Source organism: Burkholderia sp. BCC0398 (assembly GCF_902833245.1).
Lineage (GTDB): Bacteria > Pseudomonadota > Gammaproteobacteria > Burkholderiales > Burkholderiaceae > Burkholderia > Burkholderia sola.
Map to the genome: position 1 here is coordinate 280390 of NZ_CADFEM010000010.1, position 26026 is coordinate 306415.

Annotated in this window: 21 protein-coding genes; 7 read left to right on the forward strand and 14 right to left on the reverse strand. The window is 67.5% G+C overall.

Annotated elements, in window-relative coordinates; genetic code table 11:
- The 3 genes from HWX76_RS22975 to HWX76_RS22985 all read right to left on the reverse strand — a co-directional run bounded on the left by HWX76_RS22975 (position 1) and on the right by HWX76_RS22985 (position 4091).
- Complete coding sequence (locus HWX76_RS22975; RefSeq protein ID WP_050016234.1) at positions 1-1926, reverse strand: SMP-30/gluconolaconase/LRE-like region family protein; 1926 nt, start codon at positions 1924-1926, stop codon at positions 1-3.
- 443 nt (positions 1927-2369) lie between these two features.
- Complete coding sequence (locus tag HWX76_RS22980) at positions 2370-2801, reverse strand: GFA family protein (RefSeq protein WP_176016376.1); 432 nt, start codon at positions 2799-2801, stop codon at positions 2370-2372.
- A gap of 96 nt (positions 2802-2897) precedes the next feature.
- Complete coding sequence (locus HWX76_RS22985; RefSeq protein WP_050016236.1) at positions 2898-4091, reverse strand: porin; 1194 nt, start codon at positions 4089-4091, stop codon at positions 2898-2900.
- Positions 4092-4395: 304 nt separating this feature from the next.
- Between HWX76_RS22985 and HWX76_RS22990 the strand changes: the two genes are divergently transcribed.
- The 3 genes from HWX76_RS22990 (at position 4396) to HWX76_RS23000 (ending at position 6412) form a co-directional block, all read left to right on the forward strand.
- The gene (locus tag HWX76_RS22990; RefSeq protein WP_050016238.1) at positions 4396-5028 is read left to right on the forward strand and encodes a LysE family translocator; all 633 of its coding nucleotides are present in this window, start codon (positions 4396-4398) and stop codon (positions 5026-5028) included.
- 12 nt (positions 5029-5040) lie between these two features.
- On the forward strand, positions 5041-5577 hold the full coding sequence (locus HWX76_RS22995) for a GNAT family protein (RefSeq protein ID WP_050016240.1): 537 nt from the start codon (positions 5041-5043) through the stop codon (positions 5575-5577).
- Positions 5578-5677: 100 nt separating this feature from the next.
- Positions 5678-6412 (forward strand): metallophosphoesterase family protein, encoded by a 735-nt coding sequence (locus HWX76_RS23000; RefSeq protein ID WP_050016242.1) that lies wholly within the window; start codon positions 5678-5680, stop codon positions 6410-6412.
- A gap of 62 nt (positions 6413-6474) precedes the next feature.
- Here the strand turns inward: HWX76_RS23000 and HWX76_RS23005 are convergent, their stop codons facing one another.
- Both HWX76_RS23005 and HWX76_RS23010 read right to left on the reverse strand, forming a co-directional pair.
- Complete coding sequence (locus HWX76_RS23005) at positions 6475-7797, reverse strand: ATP-binding protein (protein ID WP_050016244.1); 1323 nt, start codon at positions 7795-7797, stop codon at positions 6475-6477.
- On the reverse strand, positions 7794-8534 hold the full coding sequence (locus tag HWX76_RS23010) for a response regulator (RefSeq protein WP_050016245.1): 741 nt from the start codon (positions 8532-8534) through the stop codon (positions 7794-7796). The genes HWX76_RS23005 and HWX76_RS23010 overlap by 4 nt, the downstream gene beginning before the upstream one ends.
- A 226-nt stretch (positions 8535-8760) precedes the next feature.
- Here HWX76_RS23010 and HWX76_RS23015 point away from each other — a divergent pair, with 226 nt between their 5' ends.
- Entirely contained in the window at positions 8761-9342 is a 582-nt protein-coding gene (locus tag HWX76_RS23015) for a thioredoxin family protein (protein ID WP_050016247.1), read from the forward strand.
- Between the two features lie 53 nt (positions 9343-9395).
- Here the strand turns inward: HWX76_RS23015 and HWX76_RS23020 are convergent, their stop codons facing one another.
- Positions 9396-10034 (reverse strand): FMN-binding negative transcriptional regulator, encoded by a 639-nt coding sequence (locus HWX76_RS23020; RefSeq protein ID WP_050016249.1) that lies wholly within the window; start codon positions 10032-10034, stop codon positions 9396-9398.
- A 123-nt stretch (positions 10035-10157) separates the two neighbouring features.
- Here HWX76_RS23020 and HWX76_RS23025 point away from each other — a divergent pair, with 123 nt between their 5' ends.
- Together HWX76_RS23025 and HWX76_RS23030 are read left to right on the forward strand one after the other, a co-directional pair.
- Positions 10158-11648, forward strand: a complete 1491-nt coding sequence (locus tag HWX76_RS23025; RefSeq protein WP_050016252.1) for a PLP-dependent aminotransferase family protein — start codon at positions 10158-10160, stop codon at positions 11646-11648.
- A gap of 142 nt (positions 11649-11790) precedes the next feature.
- Positions 11791-14022, forward strand: coding sequence for a transglycosylase domain-containing protein (locus HWX76_RS23030; RefSeq protein WP_050016254.1), 2232 nt, complete (start codon positions 11791-11793; stop codon positions 14020-14022).
- A 21-nt stretch (positions 14023-14043) separates the two neighbouring features.
- Here HWX76_RS23030 and HWX76_RS23035 read toward each other — a convergent pair whose 3' ends face one another.
- The 3 genes from HWX76_RS23035 to HWX76_RS23045 form a co-directional block, all read right to left on the reverse strand.
- Positions 14044-16005: a WG repeat-containing protein gene (locus tag HWX76_RS23035; protein ID WP_244137998.1), complete on the reverse strand. Its 1962-nt coding sequence runs from the start codon at positions 16003-16005 to the stop codon at positions 14044-14046.
- Between the two features lie 173 nt (positions 16006-16178).
- Positions 16179-17279: an adenosine deaminase gene (gene add, locus HWX76_RS23040; protein WP_124595047.1), complete on the reverse strand. Its 1101-nt coding sequence runs from the start codon at positions 17277-17279 to the stop codon at positions 16179-16181.
- Positions 17280-17325: 46 nt separating this feature from the next.
- Entirely contained in the window at positions 17326-18675 is a 1350-nt protein-coding gene (locus tag HWX76_RS23045) for an NCS2 family permease (protein ID WP_089489677.1), read from the reverse strand.
- A 94-nt stretch (positions 18676-18769) separates the two neighbouring features.
- On the opposite strand from HWX76_RS23045, the gene HWX76_RS23050 reads away from it, so the two are divergent.
- Complete coding sequence (locus tag HWX76_RS23050; protein WP_050016266.1) at positions 18770-19678, forward strand: LysR family transcriptional regulator; 909 nt, start codon at positions 18770-18772, stop codon at positions 19676-19678.
- A 29-nt stretch (positions 19679-19707) separates the two neighbouring features.
- Here HWX76_RS23050 and HWX76_RS23055 read toward each other — a convergent pair whose 3' ends face one another.
- The 5 genes from HWX76_RS23055 to HWX76_RS23075 all read right to left on the reverse strand — a co-directional run bounded on the left by HWX76_RS23055 (position 19708) and on the right by HWX76_RS23075 (position 26019).
- Entirely contained in the window at positions 19708-20760 is a 1053-nt protein-coding gene (locus HWX76_RS23055) for a nucleoside hydrolase (RefSeq protein WP_089489678.1), read from the reverse strand.
- A gap of 10 nt (positions 20761-20770) precedes the next feature.
- Positions 20771-21883, reverse strand: coding sequence for a porin (locus HWX76_RS23060; RefSeq protein WP_089489679.1), 1113 nt, complete (start codon positions 21881-21883; stop codon positions 20771-20773).
- Between the two features lie 161 nt (positions 21884-22044).
- On the reverse strand, positions 22045-23331 hold the full coding sequence (locus HWX76_RS23065; RefSeq protein WP_176016377.1) for a L,D-transpeptidase: 1287 nt from the start codon (positions 23329-23331) through the stop codon (positions 22045-22047).
- Between the two features lie 374 nt (positions 23332-23705).
- The gene (locus tag HWX76_RS23070) at positions 23706-25133 is read right to left on the reverse strand and encodes an MFS transporter (protein ID WP_176016378.1); all 1428 of its coding nucleotides are present in this window, start codon (positions 25131-25133) and stop codon (positions 23706-23708) included.
- 442 nt (positions 25134-25575) lie between these two features.
- Positions 25576-26019 (reverse strand): Imm30 family immunity protein, encoded by a 444-nt coding sequence (locus tag HWX76_RS23075; RefSeq protein WP_160300525.1) that lies wholly within the window; start codon positions 26017-26019, stop codon positions 25576-25578.
- Positions 26020-26026: the final 7 nt, after the last annotated feature.

Here is a 26026-nt window from a genome sequence, read left to right on the forward strand (position 1 = left end):
TCACGGACGCCAGCGATACACGACGATGCTCGAGCCGTTGTAGTTGTCCTTCGTGATCACGTATTCGCCGGTCGAGCGCAGGTACGCCTGCACGCCGTACATCGAGTCGACGTCGTTGCCGACGTCCATCGCCGACGCGTTCGAGTTCGTCAGCGTCGTGACGAGCGCGCCGGTGTTCAGGTCGAATACGTCGATGTTCGGCACCGTGTGCACATAGCCGACGAACAGGTAGTGGCCGGCCGCCGCGATCGATTTCGGGTTCGCGCTCGTCAGGTTGATCACCGGGTTCGGGGTGCTCGTGTTGCCGTTCTTCCAGCCGCGATAGACCTCGATGTGCCCGTTCATCGCGGTCCAGTCCCAGTTGCCCGCGAGGCCCTGCGCGAGGATCATCGTGTCGCTGTCGGCCTGGTAGAGGATGCGCGTCACGGGCGCCACGCTGCTCGGCACGGCCGTCGTCACCGGCTTGCCCCATGACGGCTTGCCGGTCGCGTCGAAGCCCGTCATCGGGTAGCGCGTGATCACGTTGGAGCCGTTCAGTCCGGCCCACACGTCGCCGTTGCCGTCGATGTCGAAGCCGGCCGTCACCTGAAGCGTCGTGTTGAACGGCTTGCCGGGCAGCGAGCCGGCCGGAATCGCGATATAGCCGCTCGCGGTGTTGAAGTAATAGAAGTTGAAGTTGCCCGGGTTCTGGCCCGACGCGACGAGAATCCGGTTGCCACCGACCGTCACGAGCTGGCCGAAGTGCTGGCCGCGCTGATAGTCGTTCATGTCGAGGCGCGGGTCCTTCGGATAGGTGAACGGGTCGATCGTGTTCGCGACGAACGTGCCGCCCGCGGTGCCCGTATACACATTGTTGCCGCTGAAGAACAACGCGCCGTCGGTCGCGGGATCGGGCGCGGCGATGCCCTCGAAGTTCAGCGCCTGCAGCTTCCATTGCAGCGTGCCGACCGGGCTGTACGAATGCAGATCGGTGCTGCCGTTGCGGCCGAGATCCCAGCCGCCGCCCCACGCGTTGTTCAGCACGTACAGGTTGCCGGCCGCATCCTTGCCGAGCGCCGCGACGCGCGTGAAGCGCTTGTCGCCGACCTGCCCCTTGATGCCCGTCGTCGTGTCGAGATAGCCGCCCTGCACGCCGAACGTACCGACCTGCACCGGCATCCCGGGCAGCCCGCCGTACACCTTGATGTTCATGTCGGGCCCTTCGTCGCCCACCATCAACCGGCCCATCGGCGCATCGAAGTACAGCGACGCCGGCCGCGCGCCGGCCGCCATCTGGAGCGTGTTCATCGCCGCACCGGTCGCGCTGAACTGCGCGACGACGCCCGCGCTCTTGCGCGCGACCCACAGGTTGCCGGCCGCATCGAGCGCCAGCGCGCCGGGGCCCGTGACGCCGATGTCGCGCTGCCACACGCCGTCGGTCGTATAGACGCGCACGCGGTTGCCGTAGAAGTCGCTCACGTACAGCAGGTTGCCGCCCGTCGCGAGGCCCGTGATCACGTCCGCATACTGGATGCCCGTCCACGTGCTGACCGGGATGCGCAGGTCGCGCTGGTTCGTGCTGCGGTTGTAGCGACCCACCGAGCCGCTGCCGAACGTGCGGTTGTAGCCGAGCGCGACGAACAGCGACGTCGAATTGCCGGTGATCGCGCCGCCGTGGAATTCGTCGTGGATGCCGATCGTGCCGAGCGGCTGGCCGTTCTGGTAGATCGCGACGCCGCCCGCGTTCTCGTCCCAGCGCGACGCCGTGTAGATCACGCCTTCGGGCGCGACCCACATCGAGCGCGCGCCGTTGCCGACGTGCGAGGCCAGCGTGCCGTACGTGTTCGCGAGCCAGTCGGTCGAGTACTGCGCCTGCGCGTGGCTTGCCGGCGCCAGCAGTGCGATGCACATTCCGAGCAACGCCGCGCGGATTTGTTTCATTGACATGAATAATGCTCCCAGACGAACAATGGTCGACACTGTAAATCGCGGCGCATGAAATATTGGTGATTCCGGCAAATGCGCATTCGCCGTCCCCCCGAATTATTCACTCCACGCCTTTTGGCGTCCGGCGCTTTTTCGTCAACGATCGAAAAATCTTCGAAACCGCGCCGCGACGGCCTGCCAGCCGCACGGTTCCGGCGCATTCCCCGGCATTTTCTTCCGGGTCATCCAATACAAATCCGTCATTTTTTCTGACATGCCGTATTGCCTTTTCATCCCGGAATTCTTTTCGATTATTACAAATCGAAATTAAAATGAAAGAGAAAAATTATTGTGCGGCGCGATCGGCTTTTCGCGATTTCGGGCACGGGAGGGAAAACAGGAAGGAAAGAGGAATGCGGAGGGGAAGGCCGCGCGCCGGCCGTACCGGCACGCGGCGGCGATGTTCAGTTCGCCGGATCGAGCGTCGGGCCGTCCCAGCCGTCGACGTATTTCGGCAGCGCATCGACGACGTCGAGCACGCGTTGCCGGTAAAACAGGTGCATCGTCGGCTGCAGGTCGCCCGGCAATGGCCCGCCGTACGCCCGCGCAGTCAGGCTGTTCGGCACGACACGCATGCCGAGCCGGTTCGTCCCGAACACGATCTCGCCGCACGCTGCGCACCACGTGCGCGCCATCGACTTCGACGGGTGCGGAAACGTCGCGTGGCCGCCGTCGATCGTCACCTGCTCCGGCGGCCATGCGGTCGCGGACAGCATCGGCGTGCCGTAGAAATCGCGGCAGGTCGCGCAATGACAGTTCGCCCGCGCGGCCGGCTCGCCGCGCAGCGTGACGGTCACGGCACCGCACAGGCAGTGCGCGGAAAGCGTTCGGGTCATGTCGTCTCCTCGAAAAGGGAGGCAACAGTATAGGAGCATGCATGCAACGGGGCTCGCCTCGGCCGCGGGCTCCGTTGCACGCGCAACGACCGTGCGTCAGAACTTCTGGCGCAGCCCGAGGCTCACGATCGCCTGCGAGCGCGAATCGGACGAGTGACCGTTCGCCTTGTCGGACACCGATGCGGTCGCGGCCACCGGTCGGCCGAGCGCGTCGAGCGTCGTGCCGGACGCATGCTGGTACGCGCCGAGCAGATACACGCTGGTGCGCTTCGACAGGTCGTAGACGGCGCCGAGCGTGACGTTGTGATACTGCGCGCGGTTGTCGATGCCGTCGACGTCGCTGCCGCGCGTATAGCTGTAGCCGGCGAACAGTTGCGTCTGCGGCTGCACGTTCCAGCGCGTGAACACGCCCGCGACGTTGAACGTCGCATGCCCGGAGAACAGCGACTGCGCGCCGCTGCGGTACTGCACGTTGCTGTAGTTCACCCCGACGACGGCCGGGCCAAAGTCGTACGTCGCGCCGGTCGCGATCACCTGCTGCGACTGCGCGCTCGCATAGCCTTCGTTGATCGACGAATTGAACAGGCCGTCGTCGGTGCTCTGCCACTTGCCCGCCGTCGGATCGGTCGCGCCCGTCTTGCTGTTGTCCGAGCGCTCGTAGCCAACGCCCACGCGCAGCGGCCCGGCCGCGTACGCGGCGCCGACGCTCCACGTGTTGCGCTGCTTCATGCTGCCCGGCTGGCCGCCGAAGCCGTACAGTGCGCCGAACGTGAAGCCCGCGTAGTTCGCGCTCGTGTACTTGATCGAACTGTCGACGCGCGCGGTCTGGTCGAGATCGTCGATGTCGCCCGGGTGCGCGCCGAAGCCGCCGATGAACGACGACGGGCCGACCGGGCTCACGAAGTCGTCGAGCGACGTGTATTGGCGGCCGAGCGTGATCGTGCCGTAGCGGTCGCTGCCGACGCCGACGAACGCCTGCCGGCCGAACTGGCGGCCGCCCTGGCCCGACGTGCCGTTGGTGATGTCGAAGCCGTTCTCGAGGACGAACAGCGCGCGCATCCCGCCGCCGAGATCCTCGGAACCCTTGATGCCCCAGCGGCTGCCGGACAGGTTGCCGGTCGTGAGCCCAACGCTCGAATGCCCGGTGTACGCGCCGGCCGAGCCGACCCGTTCGTTGCTGCGATAGGTCACGCCCGCGTCGACGATGCCGTACAGCGTGACGGAGCTTTGCGCGGCGGCGACACCGGCGAGCGAGAGCAGCAGCGGGGCTGCGATCAGTTGCTTGTTCATGGTTGGTTGTCTCCGGGCGGTGAACCCGTTGTTCTGGCTGGCTGTTTGCGAATATCACGCGCGGGCGCCGACATCCGCCGGCGGTGCGAGACCGGCGACGTCCGCGCGCGACGACGGGCGGGCATGCCCGCTGCGGCCGGTATGGTAGTTGGAACCGGTTCCTTTCCAAAGCGGAATAATGGCAACAGTTTCTTGTCAAAATTGAGATAGTCGGCGACCGGCCGGGAGCGCGGTCGCCGCGCCTGTACAGCGCGTCGCGACGCAGACGATAATCGGCTGCGCGCCTTCCATCGGGAGCTCCTTCATGCATGAAACGACCCTGCTGATCTTCGCCGCCGTCGCGTTCGTCGGCATCGCGACGCCCGGCCCGACCGTGCTGCTCGCGCTGACCAACGGCTCGCGCTACGGCGTGCGCCGCGCGGCCTACGGTTTCGCGGGCGCGATGCTGTCCGACTTCGTGCTGGTCGTCGCGGTCGCGCTCGGCCTCGGCGCGCTGCTGCTGGCGTCGGCGTTCTGGTTCTCGGTCGTGAAGTGGCTTGGCGCCGCCTACCTCGCCTATGTCGGCATCCGGCTGCTCACGTCGAAGGGGGCGCTCGACGTCGGGGCCGCGCAACCCGGTGCGGCAACCGAACGCAACGCGTCGATCTTCGCGAAAAGCTTCCTGACCGCGGTGACGAACCCGAAGGGTTATCTGTTCTTCTCCGCGTTCCTGCCGCAGTTCCTCGATCCGCTGGCGCCGCTCGCGCCGCAGTACGTCGCGCTCGCCCTCACGTTCGCGCTGCTCGACGGCGTCGTGATGTTCGGCTACGCGCTGCTCGGCGCACGCGCGGTGCGGCTGCTGAAGCGCTCGGGCGCGCTGTGGCTCGAACGCACGTGCGGCGCGATGCTGCTCGCGCTCGCCGGTTCGCTCGCGCTGTACCGGCGCCATGCCGCGTAGGCGCCCGGTTCGATGAGAGTCGCCGCGCCGCCGGGCGCCGGATTCCCCGGCCTGTCGCTCCGGCAACTCGAACGCGCGGACCTCGACGCGTGGTACGCGTACCTGTCGAACCCCGACGTTTTCCGTCACACGAGCTGGAACCTGCGCTCGCCCGACGGTCTGCTGCCGCTGTTCGACAACATCGAATCGACCGATCCCGATTCGATCCGGCGCCTCGCGATTGTCGACACCGCATCGGGCGCACTTGCCGGGACGGTCGGGTTGCATACGGTGTCCACCGTGAACCGTTCGGCGGAGATCGCGTACGACCTCGCGCCGTCGCACTGGGGGCGCGGCATCGCGAGCGCGGTGTGCGACGCCGTCACCGCGTGGGCATTCGACGAAGGCGGCTTCAACCGCATGCAGGCCGTCGTGCTAACCCGCAACGCGGGCTCCGCGCGCGTGCTGCAGAAGTGCGGCTACCGCTACGAAGGGCTGCTGCGCGCCTACAAGATGGTGCGCGGCACGCCCGGCGATTTCGCGATGTACGCGCGGCTCGCGACCGACTGACGCGCCACTGCGCCGCGCGTCACGCGCCGATGCCGCGACGCAATTAGACGCCCCGCGCCGAATTGGCGACAATCGCCGTTCCCCACATCGCCTTGCCGCCATGAAAATCGCCGCGCTGTCCGACATCCACGGCAACCTCGCCGCGCTCGACGCGGTGCTCGACGACGTCCGCCGCCGCGGCGCCGACGTGATCGTCAACCTCGGCGACATCCTGTCGGGCGCGCTCCATCCGGTCGAGACGGCCGATCGCCTGATCGCGCTCGACCTGCCGACCATCAAGGGCAATCACGAACGGCAACTGCTGACGCACGAGCGCGACGCGATGGGGCTGTCGGATCGCTGGGCGCATGACACGCTGCGCGCCGACCACCGCACGTGGATCGCCGCGCTGCCCGAACGCCTGACGCTCGACGAGGACGTGCTGATGGTGCATGGCACGCCGGCCAGCGATCTCGTCTATTTCCTCGAAACCGTCACGCCCGACGGCTGCCGCGCGGCCACGCCCGACGAAGTCGAGCAACGCGCGGGCGACACGGCGGCCTCGCTGATCCTGTGCGGCCACACGCACGTGCCGCGCACCGCGAAGCTCGACGACGGCCGGCTGATCGTCAATCCGGGCAGCGTCGGGCTGCAGGCGTACGCGGACGACCTGCCGCATCCGCACCGAATCGAGACGGGCTCGCCGCATGCGCGCTACGCGACGGTGTCGCGCACGGCGGCCGGCTGGAACGTCGAATTCCATGCGGTCGAATACGACTGGCACACGGCCGCCGCGATCGCGGCGTCGCGCGGACGCGACGACTGGGCGGTCGCGCTGCGCACCGGCCGCTGCTGACGCGCGCGTCCCGGCTCGTCATCCGCCCCTCGCGCGGCTTCGACGCCTGCAACACCAGCGCATCACCCCGCGTTCCTCAGCGTCAGCCGCGCTTCGAGCCCGCCGCCGTCCGTCCGGTTGTTCAGCGTGAGCGTGCCGCCCATCGCAAGCGCGAGTTGCCGCGCGATCGCGAGGCCGAGCCCCGTGCCGCCCGTATCGCGATTGCGCGACGTCTCCACGCGCCTGAACGGCTCGAACACCGCGTCGAGCTGATCGTCCGGAATGCCGGGCCCGCGGTCGAGCACCGCGATCACCGCGCCGCCGTCCGGCGCCGCCCGCACGTCGATCTCGGCCGTGCCCGCGAACTTCAGTGCGTTGTCGACGAGGTTGCCGACGATGCGGCGCAGCGCCTTCGGCCGCGTAACGAGCGCGAGCGGCGCATGGCTGTGCAGCGCGACGTCCTGCCCCGCATCCGTGTAGTCGTACACGATGCTGTCGAGCAGCGCATCGAGATCGATGCGGCGCGCGGCTTCCTCGGTGCCGTGCAGCGTGCGCGCATACGCGACGCCCTCCTTCACCAGATGCTCCATCTCCAGCAGGTCCTGGCGCAGCTTCGCGCCCTGCGTGTCGTCGTCCATCACGTCGACGCGCAGCCGCATCCGCGTGATCGGCGTCTGCAGATCGTGCGAGATCGACGCGAGGATCTGCATGCGTTCGGCCATGTACTGCGCGATGCGGTCCTGCATCGCGTTGAACGCCCGCGCGGCGCGCGCGACTTCCGACGGCCCGTCTTCGTTCAGCCGCTCGCCCTTCAGGTCCGGCCCGAGCGCGTCGGCGGCCTGCGCGAGCTGCTTGAGCGGCCGCGTCGCGAGCCGCACCGCGAGCCAGCAGCACGCGGCCAGCACCGCGAGCTGCACCACGAGCACGGCCGGCAGCCAGCCCGACAGCGGCACCGTCGACATCGGATGGATGTCGATCGTCAGCGGCGAGCCGTCGGTCAGCCGCAGATGCACCTGCAGATGTTCGCTGTCGCCGGGGATCGAATTCGCGGTCAGCGGATAGTCGCCGCCGATGCCGTCCGAGATCGAGCGCTCGACGCGCGCCGACAGCCGCGCTTCCGGCGGCGTGCCGGTTTGGCCGGGCCCGAGGATGAACGCATAGCTGCGCCGCGCGAGGCGCGGCAGCCACGCAGCGCGCTCGGCGGGCGGCAGATGGTCGAGCAGTGCGACCGAGCTGGCGACCTCGCGCTCGATGTAGCCCATCATCAGGTTCGTGGTCGCCTGGTCGCGCTCGGTCACGGTGAGCCAGAACGACAGCGTCTGCGCGAGCGCGAGGCCCACGCACAGGATCAGCGCGAGCCGCGCGAACAGCGAACGCGGCCAATGCCACGGCGTGCGCGCGCTCATGGCGTACCGTCGACGGCGGTGACGGTCGACGAGAACACGTAGCCCTCGTTGCGCAGCGTCTTGATGTAGCGCGGTTCGCGCGCGCCGTCGCGCAGACGCTGGCGCAACCGGCTCACGAGCAGGTCGATCGAGCGGTCGAACGGGTCGGACTGCCGCCCTTGCGTGAGATTCAGCAACTGGTCGCGCGTCAGCACGCGTTGCGGGTTGTCGAGAAACACGCGCAGCAGCCGGTATTCGGCGCCGCTCAGCGCGACCAGCGTCCCTTCGGCGTCGAGCAGGTGGCGCCCGGTCGTGTCGAGTTGCCATTCGCCGAACGCGAGCAGCGCGGCCGTTTCCGTCACCTGCATGCCGGGCGGCAGCATGCGCGCGCGGCGCAGCACCGAGCGGATCCGCGCGAGCAGCTCGCGCACCGCGAACGGCTTGGCCAGGTAGTCGTCGGCGCCCATCTCGAGGCCGATGATGCGGTCGGTTTCCTCGCCGCGTGCGGTCAGCATCAGCACCGGCACCGTGCGGAACTTGCCGGCGCGCAGGTCGCGGCACAGCGTCAGGCCGTCCTCGCCGGGCAGCATCAGGTCGAGCACGATCAGGTCGGGCGCGCCGTCGTCCAGCACGTTGCGCATCTCTCGGCCGTTCGCGGCGAGCGACACGCGCATGCCGTTCTTCTCGAGGTAGTCCGCGATCAGTTCGCGGATCGCGCGATCGTCGTCGACGATCAGCACGTGGTCGATCTTGTCCATGAGTCGGGGGCGGTATCGGGGTTCGGGCGGGCGATGTCCGCTTTTATACCGCACGGCGGGCACGCGTTTGTATCCCAATGTATCGCGCAACCGCGACGACACACAACATTGCACACGCGCGACGGGCCGGACACATCGCAGATACGTCGGCGCCGCCTAATGGGGCCTGTCGAAACACGTCGGGCCGCCGCCCTCGCGCCGCGGCCCCAAAGATCAGGAGAACGCCATGCTGCCCCGACTCAAGACCGCCGCCCTCGTCCTCGCCCTCGCCGCCACGGCCGGGCTCGCCGCGTTCGCCGGCACCCGCGACGACGCAGGCATCCAGGCGTCGCCGGCCGGCATGGCGGCGCCCGCTTTCACCGGCATCGACCGCTGGCACAACAGCCCGCCGCTGACGCTCGACCAGTTGCGCGGCAAGGTCGTGCTCGTCGATTTCTGGACGTACTCGTGCATCAACTGCATTCATACGATCCCGTACGTGAACGACTGGTATCGGAAATATCGCGACCAGGGGCTCGTCGTGGTCGGCGTGCATACGCCGGAATATCCGTTCGAACGCGACGCGAAGAACGTCGCCGATGCGATCAAGCGCTTCGACATCCGCTATCCGGTCGCGCAGGACAACCACTACGACACGTGGCGCGCGTACGGCAACCAGTACTGGCCCGCGCTGTACCTGATCGATGCGAACGGCAAGATCGTCTATACGCGGTATGGCGAGGGCGGATACGACAAGACGGAGGCGGCGATTCGGAGCGCCCTCGCGCAGGCGGGCGAAGAGGCGAAGGGTTCGACGCGCACGCAGTGACCGGTGCGGCGTGCGGGCGCGATGCTCGCCCGCACGCCGTGGCTCTCATACGCTCAAGTGCGCTTCGCGTCGGCTTCGGCCAGCATCGCTTCCCCGATCGCGCGCTTCCCGTCCGCGACCAGCGCTTCGCCGGCGCCGCGGATATCGGCCTCGGCCTTGTTCTGCCCGAGCTTGCGCTTGCCGACGAACCGCGTGATCTCGATCTGCAGCCCGACGATCGATTGCAGCATCGTGTCGATATAGTCCTTCGGCGCGTCGCCCATCTTCCACGGCACCGGCTGCGACGCCTCGTGCGTGCGCGTCAGCCGTGCGACCACGCCGCGCACGAACTTCTCGTCGTCGCGCACCGTGATGCGGCCGTACGCATGCACGACGCGGTAGTTCCACGTCGGCACCTGCCGGTGCGCGACGTGCTTGCTCGGATACCCGTTCGGCGAAATGTACGCGTCGCCGGCGCGGAAGATCACGAGCACCTCGTCGCCGTCCGCGACGTCCTGCCAGACCGGATTCGCGCGCGCGACGTGCGCATGCAGTTCGCCGAGCCCGCCGTCGTCGGGCATCAGCTCGAACGGAAGGTGGTTCGCGTCGAGCCCGCTCCTGCCGTGCGTGATCAGGCTGCCGAACGGGTGCTGCACGATCAGTTCGCGCAGCACGTCGGGATTGGGTTCGTTGAAATCGGCGGGGACGTACATGTCGGCTCCACGGTCGTGCGGGGTGGGAAATGGCGCGGGTGCTGGCCCGTCATGCGCCGATTGTGTGCCGAAACTGGTTTATGCTGTAGAGCCGGTTTGAAACAATTTCAGCAGACCAGAATCATGGCAAGAACGGCCCGGATCGTCGAAATCCCGTCGCTCGGCGCGCTCGACCGCGCGGCCGGCGACCTGAGCCGCCAGCTCGCGCAGGCGCTGCGCGACGCGGTGCGCCGCGGCGACGTCCGGCCCGGCGACGCGCTGCCGTCCACGCGGTTGCTGGCGGCATCGCTGCAGGTCGCCCGCGGTACCGTCGTCGACGCGTATGCGCAACTCATCGCCGAAGGCTTTCTCGAATCGCGCGGCGGCGCGGGCACGCGGGTCGCGAACGCACTCGCGGAACCGCCGCCCGTCGACGAACCCGCTCCCGCTGACAGCCGCCAGCACCCGGCGCGCAACGGCCTGCCCGAGCCGGCCGCCACCTTCGCGCGGATCGCCCGCGAATTCAGTCCGCTGCCGGCCATGCCGTTCGCGATCTCGGTGCCGGTCGGCCTCACCGCGCCCGACGACATCTGGCGCCGGCTCGGCAATCGCCTGCGCGCCCGCGGCGCCGGCGCGCCGTCCGGCTATGCCGACCCGCAAGGCGCGCTGCCGCTGCGCGAAGCGATCGCCGATTACGTGCGCCGGTCGCGCTCGGTGCGCTGCGATGCGAGCCAGGTCGTGATCACGAGCGGCACGCAGCAAGGGCTGCATCTCGCGAGCCAGGTGCTGCTCGGCGCACACGACCGCGCGTGGGTCGAGAATCCGGCCTATCGCGGCATCACCGCGCTGCTCGACAGCACCGGGCGGCGCGATGCGATGGTGCGCGTGCCGGTCGACGCGGACGGCCTCGACGTCGACGCCGGCATCCGCGTCGCCCCCGATGCGCGCGCCGCATTCGTCACGCCGTCGCACCAGTACCCGCTCGGCATGCCGTTGAGCATGGCGCGGCGCAATGCGCTGCTGGCATGGGCGCGCGCGCATCGCGCCTGGGTCGTCGAAGACGACTACGATAGCGAATTGCGCTACGAAGGCTACCCGTTCCCGTCGCTGCAAGGTCTCGCGCCCGACCGCGTGATCTATCTCGGCACCTTCAGCAAGATCCTGTTTCCGTCGCTGCGACTCGGCTACGTGATCGCCCCCGACGATCTCGTACCCTCGTTCTGCGGCGCGCGCGTGCTGATGGACCGCCATGCGCCCACCGCCGACCAGCACGTGCTCGCCGCGTTCATCGCCGAAGGTCATCTCGATCGCCACATCCGTCGCGTGCGCGGCGTCTATGCGGAACAGCGCGCGCTGCTGATCGACACGCTCGGCGCGCGCCTGCCGCGCGAACGCGCGTGGGTACAGCCGGGCGACCAGGGGATGCACGTCGTCCTGTGGCTCGCGCAAGGGATCGACGATCTCGACGTGGTCGCACGCGCCGCCCGGGCCGGTGTCGCGGTGCGTGCGGTGTCGCCGATGTTCGCGCCCGGCACGGCGCGCGCCGGGCTCGTGCTCGGCTTCGGCGGGTTCGACCGTGCGCAGATGGAAGCGGCCGCGCAGCGGCTCGCGGACGTCGTTTCGTCGGCGGAATAGCGGCCCCGCGCGCGGTAAAAGGTTCGCGGGGGGCAACAAACGTAATCGTCTGTAAATCCTGCAAGCAAACGGCCGTTTCGGGCACCGGCGCCCGGGTTCCGTTTGCTAGGATCGCGCGTCTTCCCTCCGCGCTCCTGCCGCCTTGAATCGCTTCGTGCCGTTTCTCCGAGATGCGTGGCTTCGTTGCCGCGCCCGTGTCGCGCCGCTCGCCGCCGCGTGCCGCACGCGCGTCCGCGCGCTGGGCGCGGGCGCGCTGCATCGCCTGCGCCATCCGACCCGGCGCGGCGTCGCGCTGACGCTCGCCGCGATCCCGGTGCTCGGCCTGCTGGTGCTGCTCGCGTTCGTTCCGTTCACGCCGAGCATCGGCGACATCCGCAAGGCGCGCATCGACCGCCCCGCGCGCGTGCTGTCGGCCGACGGCCAGCTGATCGCCGAATTCCGGCCCGTGAACCGTGAATGGGTGCCGCTCAAGCAGATCTCGCCGCATATGGTCGATGCGCTGATCGCGACCGAGGATCACCGCTTCTACGCGCATCACGGCATCGACTGGCGCCGCACGCTCGCGGCCGGACTGCATACGTTCTCGGGCGACCGCCAGGGCGGCTCGACGATCACGCAGCAGCTCGCGCGCAATCTGTATCCCGACGAAGTCGGCCGCGCGCCGACGCTCACGCGCAAGCTGAAGGAGCTGATCACCGCGTTCAAGATCGAAGCGGTGTACAGCAAGGACGAGATCCTCGAAACCTACCTGAACACCGTGCCGTTCCTGTACAACGCGTACGGCGTCGAAATGGCCGCGCGCACGTACTTCGGCAAATCGGCCGATCAGCTCGACATTACGGAAAGCGCGACGCTCGTCGGGATGCTGAAGGGCAACAGCTACTACAACCCGGTGCTGAATCCGGACCGCGCGGTCCAGCGGCGCAACATCGTGCTCGGCCGGATGGCGCAGATGGGCATGCTGTCGCCGCAGCAGCTCGCGAAACTGCAGCGCCGGCCGCTGCACGTCGACTTCGAACCGCAGACCGCGCAGCCGGGCCTCGCGCCGCATTTCGCGGTGCAACTGCGCAAGTGGCTGATCGCATGGGCCGACCGCAACAACTACGATCTGTACGCGGACGGCCTCGTCGTGCGCACGACGCTCGATGCACGGCTGCAGGACATGGCCACGCAGGCGCTGACGCGGCAGACCGAACGACTGCAGGCGATCGCCGACGGCGCATGGCGCGGGCCGTCCGGTTGCGGGCTGCGCAACGACCTGTTCGTCGGCTTCATGCGGCAGACGCCCGAGTATCGCCAGGCGCGCGACACGGGGCTCACCGATGTGCTCGCGCTGAAGCAGCTCGGCGCGAATCGCGAATTCATGCGCACGCTGTGCGAGCGCAAGACGCAGGTGCAGGCCGGCTTCGTCGCGATCGATCCGCGCAACGGTGCGATCCGCGCGTGGGTCGGCAGCCCGGATTTCGGCAGCGAGCCATTCGATCACGTGGTACAGGCGCGGCGCCAGCCGGGTTCGACGTTCAAGCCGTTCGTCTATGGCGCCGCGTTCGCGGACGGGATGCGGCCGGGCGATACCTTCGTCGACCGCCCCGTCGCGATCCCGATCGACGGCCGCGCCGTGTGGCATCCGACCGATGCGGAACCGCCGACCGGCGAGCCGATGACGCTGCGCGACGCGCTCGCGCTGTCGCGCAACCGCATCACGGCGCAGGTCATGCAGCACGAAGGCGCCGCGAAGGTCGCGCAGCTCGCCCGCGCGATGGGCGTACGCGACAGCCCGCTCGATGCGGTGCCGTCGCTCGCGCTCGGCACGAGCCCCGTCACGCTGAAAGAGATGGTGTCCGCGTACGGCACGATCGCGAACCGCGGCGTGTACGTCGCGCCGCAGATGATCACGCGCATCGAGGATCGCAACGGCCGGGTGCTCGCCGCGTTCGGCAGCGCGCCGCCGGAACGCGCGTTGCCCGCGCCTGCCGCGCAGACGCTGGTCGACGCAATGCGCGGCGTCGTCGATTACGGGACCGGCGCGGACATCCGCTCGCGCTACGGGATCCGGATCGACGTCGCGGGCAAGACCGGCACGACGCAGGACAACACGGACGGCTGGTTCATCCTGATGCATCCGCAACTGGTGGCCGGCGCATGGGTCGGCTTCGACGACGGCAGCGTGACGCTGCGCAGCGACTACTGGGGCGCGGGCGCGCACAGCGCGCTGCCGATCGTCGGGTCGTTCTACGATGCGGCGCTGCGCGCGCGGGCGATCGATCCGCACGTGCAGTTCTCGCCCGACTTCCGGCCGCGCAGCGCGCCGGCGCCGAAGCGGCGCGCACCGCCGCATTCGGGCCTGTTCGACTGGTTGAGGTTCTTTCGCTAAACGTGCCGGCGGCGCTCCGGGCTACCGCAGCGTCGTCGTCGCGTGCCCATCCGCGTACAGCCACACGGGAGCGCCGTCATCGCGCAATGCGGCGACCGGTTCATCCATGCGCCAGCGCTGCGCGATCTCGACACGGCGAACGAACCACGGCATCAACGTCGCATGCCGTGCATCGTCGTCACGATCGTCGTCGAACAGCGCATCGTCGCCGATTCGCGTGTAACGCGCCGGATGCAGCACGGTGCCGTCCGCGCGCAATACCGTCGCGCGCACGTCGTGGCCGTCGTCGTCCTGCACGCTGGCGAGCCAGCCATGATCGGCGCCCCAGAACAGGCCGGCCACGTCGTCGTAGCGCCCCTGCGCGATCGTCGCGCCCGTCTCGAGATCGCAGATCGCCAGTTGCACCGGCTCGCCCGGCAGGCCGCCGATCGCGTAACGCGTGAACAGCTCGCCCGGCACCGCTTCGTCGTCGGGCAGCCACGACAGCGCGCCCATGTTGACGAAGTCGAACGGCGTGAGCACGCGGCCCTGCCCGTCGACGATCGCGCAACGGCCGTCGTCGCGCCGCACGATATGGCGGATCGTGCCGAGCTCATCGAACATTTCCGCGTGTTCGCCGCCGGTCAGCGGTGCAACTTCCGCGTAATGCGGTTCGACGATCACCCGGCCTTTCGCATCGACGAGACCGACGTGACCGTTACGCCGCGCGACGAACGCGCCGCACTCGGACGACCATTCGAGCGACGCCCACTCGGGCTGTGCGCGCCATTGCCCGTCGCGCCCGATCAGCCCCCATCGCTCGCCTTCGGCTGCCGCCGCGACGGCGCCGTTCACGAATTCGTGCGCGTCGTCGAAACGCGGCGGAATCGTCCACGCGCCATGCGTATCGACGAAGCCCCAGCGGCCATTCAGGCTCGCCGACGCGACACCGCCGGTGAACTCGCCGAAATCGTCGAGCGTCGGTTCGAGTACCCACGCCCCGTCCGTGCGCACGAGCCCGAACCGCTCGCCCACGCGCACGCAGGCGACGTCGCCGCTGAAATCCCACACCGCGTCGAACGCCGGTTCGCGCACGATCCTGACACCGTCGCCCTCGACGTCCCCATCGGCAAGCAGCAGGCCGACCTTGCCGTCGCGCGCGGCCCACAACAACCGGTCGTCACGCGCGCCACTGGCCCACAGGTTCGTCCACTCGGGCGGCACGATCACGTCCCACGCGTCGTCGGTTTCACGCCGCACGCCCCACAGGCCGTTGCTTCCGCGAAAGCTGAACGTGTCGTGATCGAGCCAGTTGCCGTGCAGCTCACCGGCGTCGAACATCTCGGCGAACGTCACGCGGCGCGGCGGATTCTGCCGCCGGAAATAATGATGCGACACGCCGCCGAATCCGAAGCCCCACGCCCAGTCGCCCCAGTCAGCGGGCGTATCGATCTCGAGTGCATCGCGCACGCCGCGCACGTCGCGGAAGTCCATGCAGTTCGCGACCTGCCACCACAGGCGCGTGCACGCATCGCGTTCCTCGTCGATGTAGTCGTTCGGATCGCCGTCGTCGAGCCATGACAGTTCGTCGAGGTTCGCGGATAGCCGGGCCGCGCCGTGCGCGTCGCCGAGCGCATCGATCGACTCGCCGAGATGACGCACGACCGCATCGAACTGGCGCGCGAGCGCCGGATCGTCGCCCGGCAGTGGATACGCGGTGACGAACGCCGCGAGCCGGCTGAGGCGCGCAAGCGCGGCGCGTGCATCGCTCATGAGATTCGGCGTGCCGGCATCGCCGAACACGCGTTGATCGGTAATCGCGTCGCCCGCGCCGCCGTCGGCCAACAGCACGCGCCACAGCAGCGGAAAGTGATTATTGGATTCCGCGAACTCGATCGTTCGCGCGTCGTCGCCATTACCTGGCTGGAGATAAAGCCATGCTCGATTGCCCATCGGAAGGGTCGCCCTCGTTATTATTGTTGCCGTGATCGTGTCGGCGCCCATTATAGAAGCACGCGATGACGCCGGCGGTGGCCGCCTGCGCCGCGCACCATCACCGTCATCGTTCGACCATGACGGCGCGCAATACGCTATCCGATTTCGACCGCGACTATCTTCCCGATTCGAATGAATCGCCGGCCCGGCGACGTACCGGCCGGCGAGGCACTCGACCGCGTTCAGCCGGCCGCGAGCGTGGCGGCCAGCGCGTCGTATTCAGGCACCCACGCTGCACGCCACGCCGCCTTCGTCGCGTCATCGACCCACGCGCCGTCGATCCCGTTCAGCATGAACTGCTTCAACTCGGCCACGGTGAAGCCGAAATGGCTGAACATCAGCTCCCACGCTTCCGAAGGGTTCACCTTGTGCAACGTCGGATCGTCAGTGTTCGGATGGATCTTCAACCCGAGCCCCGGCATCTTGCGCATCGGATGCAGTTCGGCCCATTGCGCCGGCGGCAGCGTGCGCAGGTAATACGAATTCGTCGGCACGACGGTAAACACGATGCCGCGCTCCGCATAGCGGGCGCACAGCTCGGGGTTGTCGACGATCGTATAGCCGTGATCAATGCGGTCCACCTGCAGCAGATCGACGGCCGTCTCGACGTTGCGCCACGGCATCCCGAACTCGCCCGCATGCGCAGTCGTGCGGAAGCCGGCCGCACGCGCGCTGCGGTACGCCTTCCAGAACAACTCGGGCGGCCGGTCGTTCTCGCGATAATCGATACCGAGTCCCGCGACTTCGTCCGCGCGATGCGCGCTCATCCACTCGACGATCGCAACCGCTTCGTCGGGGTCCTGCTCGCGGTCGATGCTCGGAATCACGCGCGCGCCGATTCCGAAATCGCGCGCGGCATCGCGAATTCCCGTCACGATCGCGGCCTGCGCATCCGCATACGCGATGCCCGACACGCGCACCGTTCCCGTCGGATTCCAGAAGAATTCCGCGTGCCGCACGTTGTGGGCGGCTGCGTCTTCCAGATACTCATAGGTAATACGCCGCAGGTCGTCGGGTTGCGTCAGCAGATATTTATCGAGCGCGCGCAGCACGTGCAGCACGCCGACCGGTTTCTCGCCGCGTGCGTAGAACGCGTCGATCTCCGCGCGTTCAATCGGTGCGCCGCTGCGTTCGGCCAGCGCGACGAACGTGTCGTGCCGCACCGCGCCGAGCAGGTGGCAATGCAGCTCGACTTTCGGCAGCGCGCGGAAGAAGGCCCGATGGGCCGGCGTGATCTCGATGCCCGTGCGCGCGGCCGGGACGTTGCCTGGTGTTCCCTTCATGTCAGTCTCTTTTTTCGGTAGTGCCATTGCGTCGCGAAGCCGTCTCTCAGTGCGGCTTCACGACGGTCCAGAAGTAATAACCGAGCGGCAGCGCGAGCACGACGAGCCCCCACGACACGTCGCGCCAGCGCCCAGCCAGCAGCTTGACGAGCACGTAGCACAGCAGCCCGCCCGCGATGCCGGTGCCGAAGCTGTTCGACATCAGCGTGAGCAGCACCATCGACATCACGGGCAGCGCATCGGTGAAGTCGTCGAAATGCGTATGGCGGATCGTCGCGAACATCGACAGCCCGATCAGGATCAGCGCCGGCGCCGTCGCCTCCTTCGGAATCGCGAGCGCGACCGGCACGAACAGCAGCATCGCGGCGAACAGCACGGCCGCCGCCACCGACGACAGCCCGCTGCGGCCGCCCGACTCGACGCCCGCGGCCGATTCGATCAGCGCGGTCAGCGCGGGAATGCCGAACACCGGCCCGAGCGTCGCGGCGAGCGAGTCGACGAGAAACGGCCGGTTGATGTTCGGCAGGTTGCCGTGCTCGTCGAGCAGGTTCGCCTTCGCGCCGACCGCAAGCGCGGTGCCGAGCGTCGAGAAGAATTCCGCCGCGAAGAATGCGAACAGGTACGGCGCGGCGGCCAGGCTCAACGCGCTGCCGATATCGAGCTTGAACGCGATCGGCGCAATGCCGTGCGGCAGCGACATGAACGACGCGGGCAGGTGCGTGACGCCGAGCGGCACACCGGCCGCGGCGGCGACGAGGATCGCGATCAGGATCGCGCCGGGCACCTTGCGCGCCTGCAGCACGATCGCGACCGCGAGGCCGATCAGCGCAACCAACGCGCCCGGCCGTGAGAAGTCGCCGAGCGCGAACGCGTTGGTCTTCGCGTTCGCGACGACCATCCCCGCATTGCGCAGCCCGAGCATCGTGACGAACAGCCCGATCGACGCACCGAGCCCGAGTTTGATCTGCACCGGAATCAGCCGCACCACGACGCCGCGCGCGCCGAGTATCGTCAGCAGGAAGAACAGCACGCCCGACACGCATGCGATGCCCAGGCCCGTCTGCCAGCCGACGTGCTCGGTCGTCGCGAGCGTCACGCCGATGATCACCGAGCCGCCGATACCGGGGCCGACGAGGAACGGCAGGTTCGCGTAGAACCCCATCAGCGTGGTGAACAGCACGAACACGATGATCGTCGCGGTCGTCGCCGCGCCGCGGTCCATGCCGCCCGTCGCGAGCAGCGACGGGATCACGACGAGCAGATACGCGGCCGCGAGAAACGACGTGACGCCCGCGATCGTCTCGGTGCGCACGCTCGTGCCGCGCGCGGCGAGCGCGAAGCGGCGTTCGAGCCAGTTGGCCGGCACGCGCGCCGGCATCGTGTCAGTCGCTGACATGGTGGTTCTCCTGTGATTCCGAATATTGTCCTGTGTCGGGTCGTGCAGCGCGGTCTTATACTGCCGCGTACCGCATCCCGACCGTCATTGCCCGATGTCCGACCGCTCGTCGCTGCTTCCCGCGCTCACGCTGCGGCAGGTCCAGCACTTCGTCGTCCTTGCACACGCACGCAGCTTCACGCAGGCCGCGCAGGCGCTGTCGCTCACGCAGCCCGCGCTCACCGCGTCGATCCGCCAGATCGAGTTCCTGCTCGGCGGCCGCCTGTTCGCACGCACCGCGCACCGGCTCACGCTGACCGCCGCGGGCGAAGCCGTGCTGCCGCTCGCCGAGCGCCTGCTCAATCAGGCGCGCGGCACCTTCGACGACATGACGCGGCTCATCGGCGAACGCATCCAGACCGTGCGCATCGCGTTCATCCCGTCGGTCGCGGGCCGCCTGCTGCCCGCGCTCAACGCGCTGCGCGCCACGCACCCGACGTTGCGCTTCACGCTCACCGATTTGCCGAACAGCGCGCTCGTCGAAGCGGTGCGCGACGGCGTCGCGGATCTCGGCATCGGCGTGCGCGAACCCGACGGCGACGACGGCACGCTGCGCTATCAGCAGCTGTTCGAGGACGAGATCGTGATCGTCGTGCGGCACGACGATCCGCTCGCCCGCGCGAAGAGCGTCACGTGGGCGAAGCTCGCCGATCGCGATCTCGCGGTGTTCGTGCGCGGCAGCGTCAGCGAATCGCTGCATCGCACCGGCGGCGCCGGAAAGCTGCGCCTGAACGTCACGTACCGGATGGAATACACGGAGCCGCTCTACGCGCTCGCGCGCAACGGCCTCGCGACCGCCGTGCTGCCGAGCCTCTACACGATGCATCTGCACGATCCCGAACTCGTCGCGCTGCGCGTCGACAAGCCGCGCGTCACGCGCGCGATCTCGCTGATCTCGCTCGCCACCGACGATCGCGGCCCGCACGTGCGCGCGTGCCGCGAGTGGATCGAGCAGCGCATCTGATTCCGTTCGCCGCGCACGGCCGCCCGCACTCAGGGCAATTTCGCGATGCGCTCGACGAGCGTCGCGTAGAAGCGGTCCGCGTCGACCTCGTTGATCCATGTCGCATTCGCTGCACGGCCGCTGCGCCCGTTCCAGTCGACGATCGTCTCGCCGAGCGTCCACTGCCCGGTCGTCTCGACCACCACGTTCACCTTGCGGCCGCCGAACAGCGTCGGATCGACGAGATAGCCGACGGCCGTCGGGTCGTACATCGGCGCGTCTTCAACGCCGCGCCGCTTCTTGTTGTAGGCGAGCTCGGCCTCCATGATGTCGGCGACGATCGCGCCGCAGCGGTTGCCGAGCGCACGGAACGGCGCGACGCGCGCCGGCGTGATCGACGCCTTCACCGCGACGTCGCGCGGCAGCACGACGATCGGCACACCGCTGCCGAACACCACGTCGGCCGCGTGCGGATCGACGTAGATGTTGAACTCGGCGGCCGGCGTGATGTTGCCGCGCTCGAAAAACGCGCCGCCCATCAGCACGATGTCGCGCAACGCGGCGCGAATCTGCGGTGCTTCGACCAGCGCGGTCGCGAGGTTCGTCAACGGGCCGAGCGCACACAGCGTCACGCTGTTCGGCTCCGCGCGGCTCAGCGTATCGACGAGGTACGACACCGCGTGACCGGCGGCGAGCGGCGCGCGCGGCGCATGCAGTTCGACGCCTTCGAGCCCGGTCTTGCCGTGCACGTTCGCGGCCGTCACGAGATCGCGCACGAGTGGCCGCGGGCAGCCCGCATACACCGGCAGCGCGTTCGTGCGGCCGGCCCAGTCGCGGATGATCCGCGCATTGCGTTCGGTCAGCTCGAGCGGCACGTTGCCGGCCACGGCCGTCAGCGCGCGCACGTCGAGCCGGTCCTGCGCGCCGAGCGCGAACAGGATCGCGATGGCGTCGTCCTGCCCCGGATCGGTGTCGATGATCACCGTGCGGCGCGCGGCGTCGCCGCCGGCCGCGAATGCGCCCGTTTCGGGCAGCAACGCGGTGCCGGCCAGCGCGGCGGACAGTTTCAGGAAGGTGCGGCGGGAGGCGATCGGATGGGTCATGGTCGGGCGCTCAGAACACGTGCCGGACGCCGAGCGTCGCCATCATCTGGCGCGTGCCGGTCGAACGCGCATACGCGAAGATCTGCGCATGGTCCGCGTCGCCGGCCGCCTGCTGCGCGATCACCGTCAGCGCGACGTCGGTGCGTTTGGACAGGAAGTAATCGGCCTGCAGGTTCACCTGATGCCATTTCGGACGCTTGTCGATCACGTCGTACTTGCCGTTCGTGAACGCATACGCGGCGCCGAGAAAGAGTTGCGGTGTCATCGTGTAGACGACGTTCACGCCCAGGTTCTGCAGGTGCAGGTGCGAATTGTCGAGGTAATCGTAGCGCACGTCGGTGAACATCGCCGCGAACTGCGCACGGCCGATCGTGTAGAAGCCGCCCGTGCCCGCGATCCGCTGCCGGCTTGCGTATGCGGCCGGCGACATCGCGCTCTTGCTGAAGATCAGCAGCGGCGACGCATAGTCGTTCGCGATCGCGCCGTTCTGGTTCGTCGCGCTGTACGGATGGTTGTACTGCGCATAGACCACGCTCCAGCGCAGCGGGCCGCGCTCATACCCGAGCCCGAAGCTGTACGCGCTATTGTTCGCGAAACCGGTCGTATTGCTGAAGCCGTACAGCGCGGTGAACTTCAGCCCGTAGTAGACGGGGCTCACGTACTTCACCGAGTTCTGCACGCGGATGTCGTTGTAGCCGTTGTCGTTGTCGCCGATGTTCACGCCGTTGCTCGCGATGATCACGGGCCCGATGTAGTCGTGGATCGCATCGTACTGGCGACCGAACGTCAGCGAACCGTAGGTGCGGTCGGCGAGCCCCACGTACGCCATGCGCCCGAACTCGCGACCGTTCTGCGCGGCCGTGCCCGTCATCACGTTGAAGCCGTTCTCGAGCTGGAAGACGGCGGACAGCCCCTGCCCGAGATCCTCCTTGCCCTTCAGCCCCCAGCGCGGGTTCTGGTTCGTGCCGGACAACGCCTGCCACGCGTTCTTGCCGCCCTGGTTCGTCGCGAACCCGACACCGGCCGAGATGAGACCGTACAGCGTGATGCTGCTTTGCGCACCGGCATGGGTCGCGAAGGCGCCGAGCATCGCGAGCGGAGCGAGCTTGTAGAGAGTTTTCATGCGGGTCGTGTGGTCGGTGGTAGTCCAGGCGCGGCAGGGTTCCGCGAAACTGGACTCGACTATACGAACCCGGATCGGATAATAAAAGTTTGCTTTCCTTATATGTCAATAAAACGGATTTATTCTCATCCTCGCGCATTCCGCTGTCGGTGAACCGGCGCTCAGTCCGCCGTGTCGCCGCCCTTCGGCAGCTTCGACCACGCGCCGCGCCCCGGCATCGGTGACCAGGCCGGGCGAGTCTTGCGGGCGCTATCGATCACGACCAGGTAGCGGCCCGCGATCGGCGTGACGTCGCGATCGCGACGCAGCACCCACAACGACTTGCCGGCCTCGACGCGTGCCTGATAGTCGTCGTCGAGCAGGCCGTGCTGGTCGAGGAACGTGTTCAGCGACGCGGGAATCCGCACGCAGCCCTTCGAATGCCGGATGCCGAGCAGCGCTTCGAGCCGATCGGGGTCGGTCGCATGCATCTGGAAGCGCATCGGCGACACGCCACCCTTGCCCCAGCCGCGCTCGCCATCCACCCAGCCGAAGTCGTAGATGCGCATGTCGCGGTGGCCGTAGCCGCGAATACCGTTCTCGTTCGTCGTGCCTTCCGCGCGGAAATCCATCGTGTCGGGCGAGTGATGAAACACGCCGAGCGGTGTCAGGAAATGGTCGTACTGGCCCGGCAGCCCGGTGCCGACCGGCGATGCGCCAATCATCAACCACGCATTGGCCGGCGTCGCGCGGAAATAGACGAACAGCGCCTGCACGTTCGGCGCGCGATCGACCATTACGACGTATTCGCCGGCGAGATCGCCGAGATCCGCATCGGCGAGCGCTTTCTGAAGGCGGTCCCCGTACGCGCGCTGTTCGTTCGCGGGCACGTTCAGGCGTCGCGTGACTTCCTGCGTGAAGCGCTTGCGCATGTCGAGCGCACGGGTCGTCGCGTTTTGCGCCTCCTCGACCGACAGCGGCGGATGCCGGCGCGGCGGAGTGGGTGGAGGCGGCTCGGCCTCGCTGGCGGGCGTGCCGGATGCGGCCGATGCGGGCGCGGCGGCCGACGCGGCGGAAGCCGCGGATGCCCCCGATGTTGCGCTCGCGGATTCCGCGTGATTCGCGTGTGACGCGGCGGATGTTGGCGCGGCAGCCGATGCGCCCGACACTGCGTGCGCAGATGAAGCCGGCGGCGTGCGGGACGCCGCTGAAGCCGGCAACGCAGTGGACGAAGACGGCGCAGCGTCGGACGCGGCAAAGGCAGGCTGCTCGGCGAGAACGGAAATCGACATCGCGACAGCGAGCGACACGTATGCGGCGGCTGCACGTTCGAGGCAACGCGGCTTCGCAAAGCGCCGCGCCAGAGGGGCAAGAATCATACGTTCGAAGCCATCGGCCGATCCGGCCGCCGCATGCTGCTGGTGCGAGCGGCGCATCTTCCGCGCAAGCCATCGACACGTCCGGCGCATCGTGCGCGCCCGGCGCCGACGCCTCTTCGCGGCGGAGCCGTCGCTGTGCAACGCGGGCGCTCCGATGGCGGATAATGAGTCGTCAGGCCCTTCATTCTACTCGTCGATACGCGAATCGGCAGCGACCGGAAGCGCGCTTTTACGTGTAATTGCGCTTCGTCACGCTTTGTTTCAACTCGCTGCCGCTTGAGCTTTCGTTGCGTGGCAGGCTGGCGTGTTGGATGTTTTCGGCGCGCTTGCGTGTTTCATGCGGTTCCGATATCGCCTCGCAGTTGATTTGCATCCCAAATCATTTCGACGATGGCGAACACCGGAACGCAACCGCACCGCACGCATGCCGCACGAACCGTGCGACACGCATGCGCAGATGCCGACTACTTCGAGATGGTTTCGAGTGCGATGCCCTTCGTGCGCGGCCCCATCCCCCCGATCGCGGCCATCACGATCACCATCGCGCCCGCGATGAACGCGAACACGCCGAACGTGCCGAAACCGCGCAGTACGGCGGCGATCACGAACGACGAGAAGATCGCCGAGAAGCGGCTCCACGAATAGACGAAGCCGACGGCCCGCGCGCGAATCGACGTCGGGAACAGCTCGGCCTGGTATGCGTGGAAGCTGTACGACATGATGTTGCTCGCGAGCGTGAGGCCGATGCCGAGCACGATCAGGAACGCGCCCACCGTGGTCTGGCTGAACAGCAGCCCGCAGACGACGATCGCCGCCGCCATCGCGACGATCACCGACTTGCGCTCGAAGCGGTCGGCGATCACGAGGCCGATCAGCGGGCCGATCGGCGCCGCGAGCGCGATCACGCTCGAATACATCAGGCTCGACGTGATCGTGATGCCCTGCTTGATCAGCAGCGTCGGCACCCAGTTCGCGAAGCCGTAGAAGCCGACCGTCTGGAACACGTTGAAGATCGTCATCATGATCGTGCGGCTGCGATACGGCGGCACCCACATGTCGCGGAAGCTGCCGCGCGGCGGCACGGGTTCGGCCGGCGCGGGCGGCGGCAGCGGCCGCCCGTATTCGGCCTCGACCTTCGCCTCGAGCGCGCGCATGATGCGGTCGGCTTCGTCGACCCGGCCCTGCTGCGCGAGCCAGCGCGGGCTTTCCGGCAATTCGCGGCGAATCCACCACACGAACAATGCGCCATGCGCGCCGATCAGCACGACCCAGCGCCAGCCGTCGAGGCCGAACGGCGCGTGCGGCACGAGCAGATAAGCGAGGAACGCGACCACCGGCACCGCGACGAACCCCACTGCCTGCTCGCACGCGAACGCACGGCCGCGTATCTGCTTCGGCACGAGTTCGGAGATGTACGTGCCGATCGTGACCATCTCGACGCCGAGGCCGAGACCGACGACGAAGCGCCAGAAGTTCAGACCTGTGGCCGTGTCCTGGAACGCCATCACGACGTTGGCGGCCGTGTACCACAGCAGCGACCACGTGAAGATCGCGCGGCGGCCGAAGCGGTCGGCGAGGAAGCCGCACGCGATCGTGCCGATGAAGAGTCCCGAGAACAGCGCGGCGATGAAGCTCGCGACGCCCGTGGTGCCGAACAGGCCGTGCGTCGTCGCGGACAGGATGCCGCTTTTCACGAGGCCGGGCGCGACGTAGCCGCTGTACAGCAGGTCGTAGAGCTCGAAGAAGAAGCCGAGGCTCAGCAGCACGACGAGCTTCCAGACGCTGCGCGTCGGCGGCAGGCGGTCGAGACGGGCCGAGATGGAGCCGGGGTCGATCTCGGCAGGAAGGGCGGCGCCTGCTGCCGTGAGCGGGTCGGGCTGGGTGGATGCCATGGTGGCGAGTCTCCGGATTCTTGATTGTCGTTGGCGCCAGCAGAGGAAACTGGCGAGCGGCTTCGCGCATTTTAGCGAGGCGCGTGCGGGAGCACATCAATCGGGTGATGGCGGGGTGGGCCGAATGTCTTCGGAGCGGTTCAACGGGCGGTTTCGCGATGAATGTCTGAACGAGCACGGGTTCATCTCGCCCTTGCCCTCACGGCTACACCACTTACATCCGGGCCAAATATTTCGAAACTCCCCGATACTCAGACAAGAACTCTTCCGAGTTGATAAACGCAATAACCGCACGCCTTTCACATAATTCAGCAGCAGCCGGGAATCCCCATAATCAACCTCGATTCCAGGCAGAGTGACCATCCATTGATTTTGCGCATTTTTTTAGCAGGTAACTGCCACACTGCCCGCCAACCAGCAAATCAACACGCCATCAATATATTTAATTTAATTTAGACAGAACGAATGATGCCCTCTCTCTGATTTTCTCGGAGGCATCCTGCTCCATCGCGGCAAGCCGATAAACAATTTCTGCGCCGCCGGGTGTATGCTTGCTCTGCTTTAGATGATCAATCAATACACCCCGAGAATGATCACCATTCAGTAGTCGATAGATGAACGTATCCAGCCAATCAGACGCAGTTGCTCTCATATCCGGGGCTACCTGCATTAAAGCATCGACAACTAAATTTATATCACCACCCTCTATTAAATGAAGAAGACCATACATGACTTCTTCATTTCTAGTTCGGTCAATAAATACAGAAAGGAGATCCACAAGGTCCCCCTTCGATAAAACGTCAGAACTAAGAGTCTCAAGCACCCCATCGAATACGGCAACTTCATCCGGGGATTCAAGTTGACGAACACGCAGCAGATCTTCCAAGCAATCT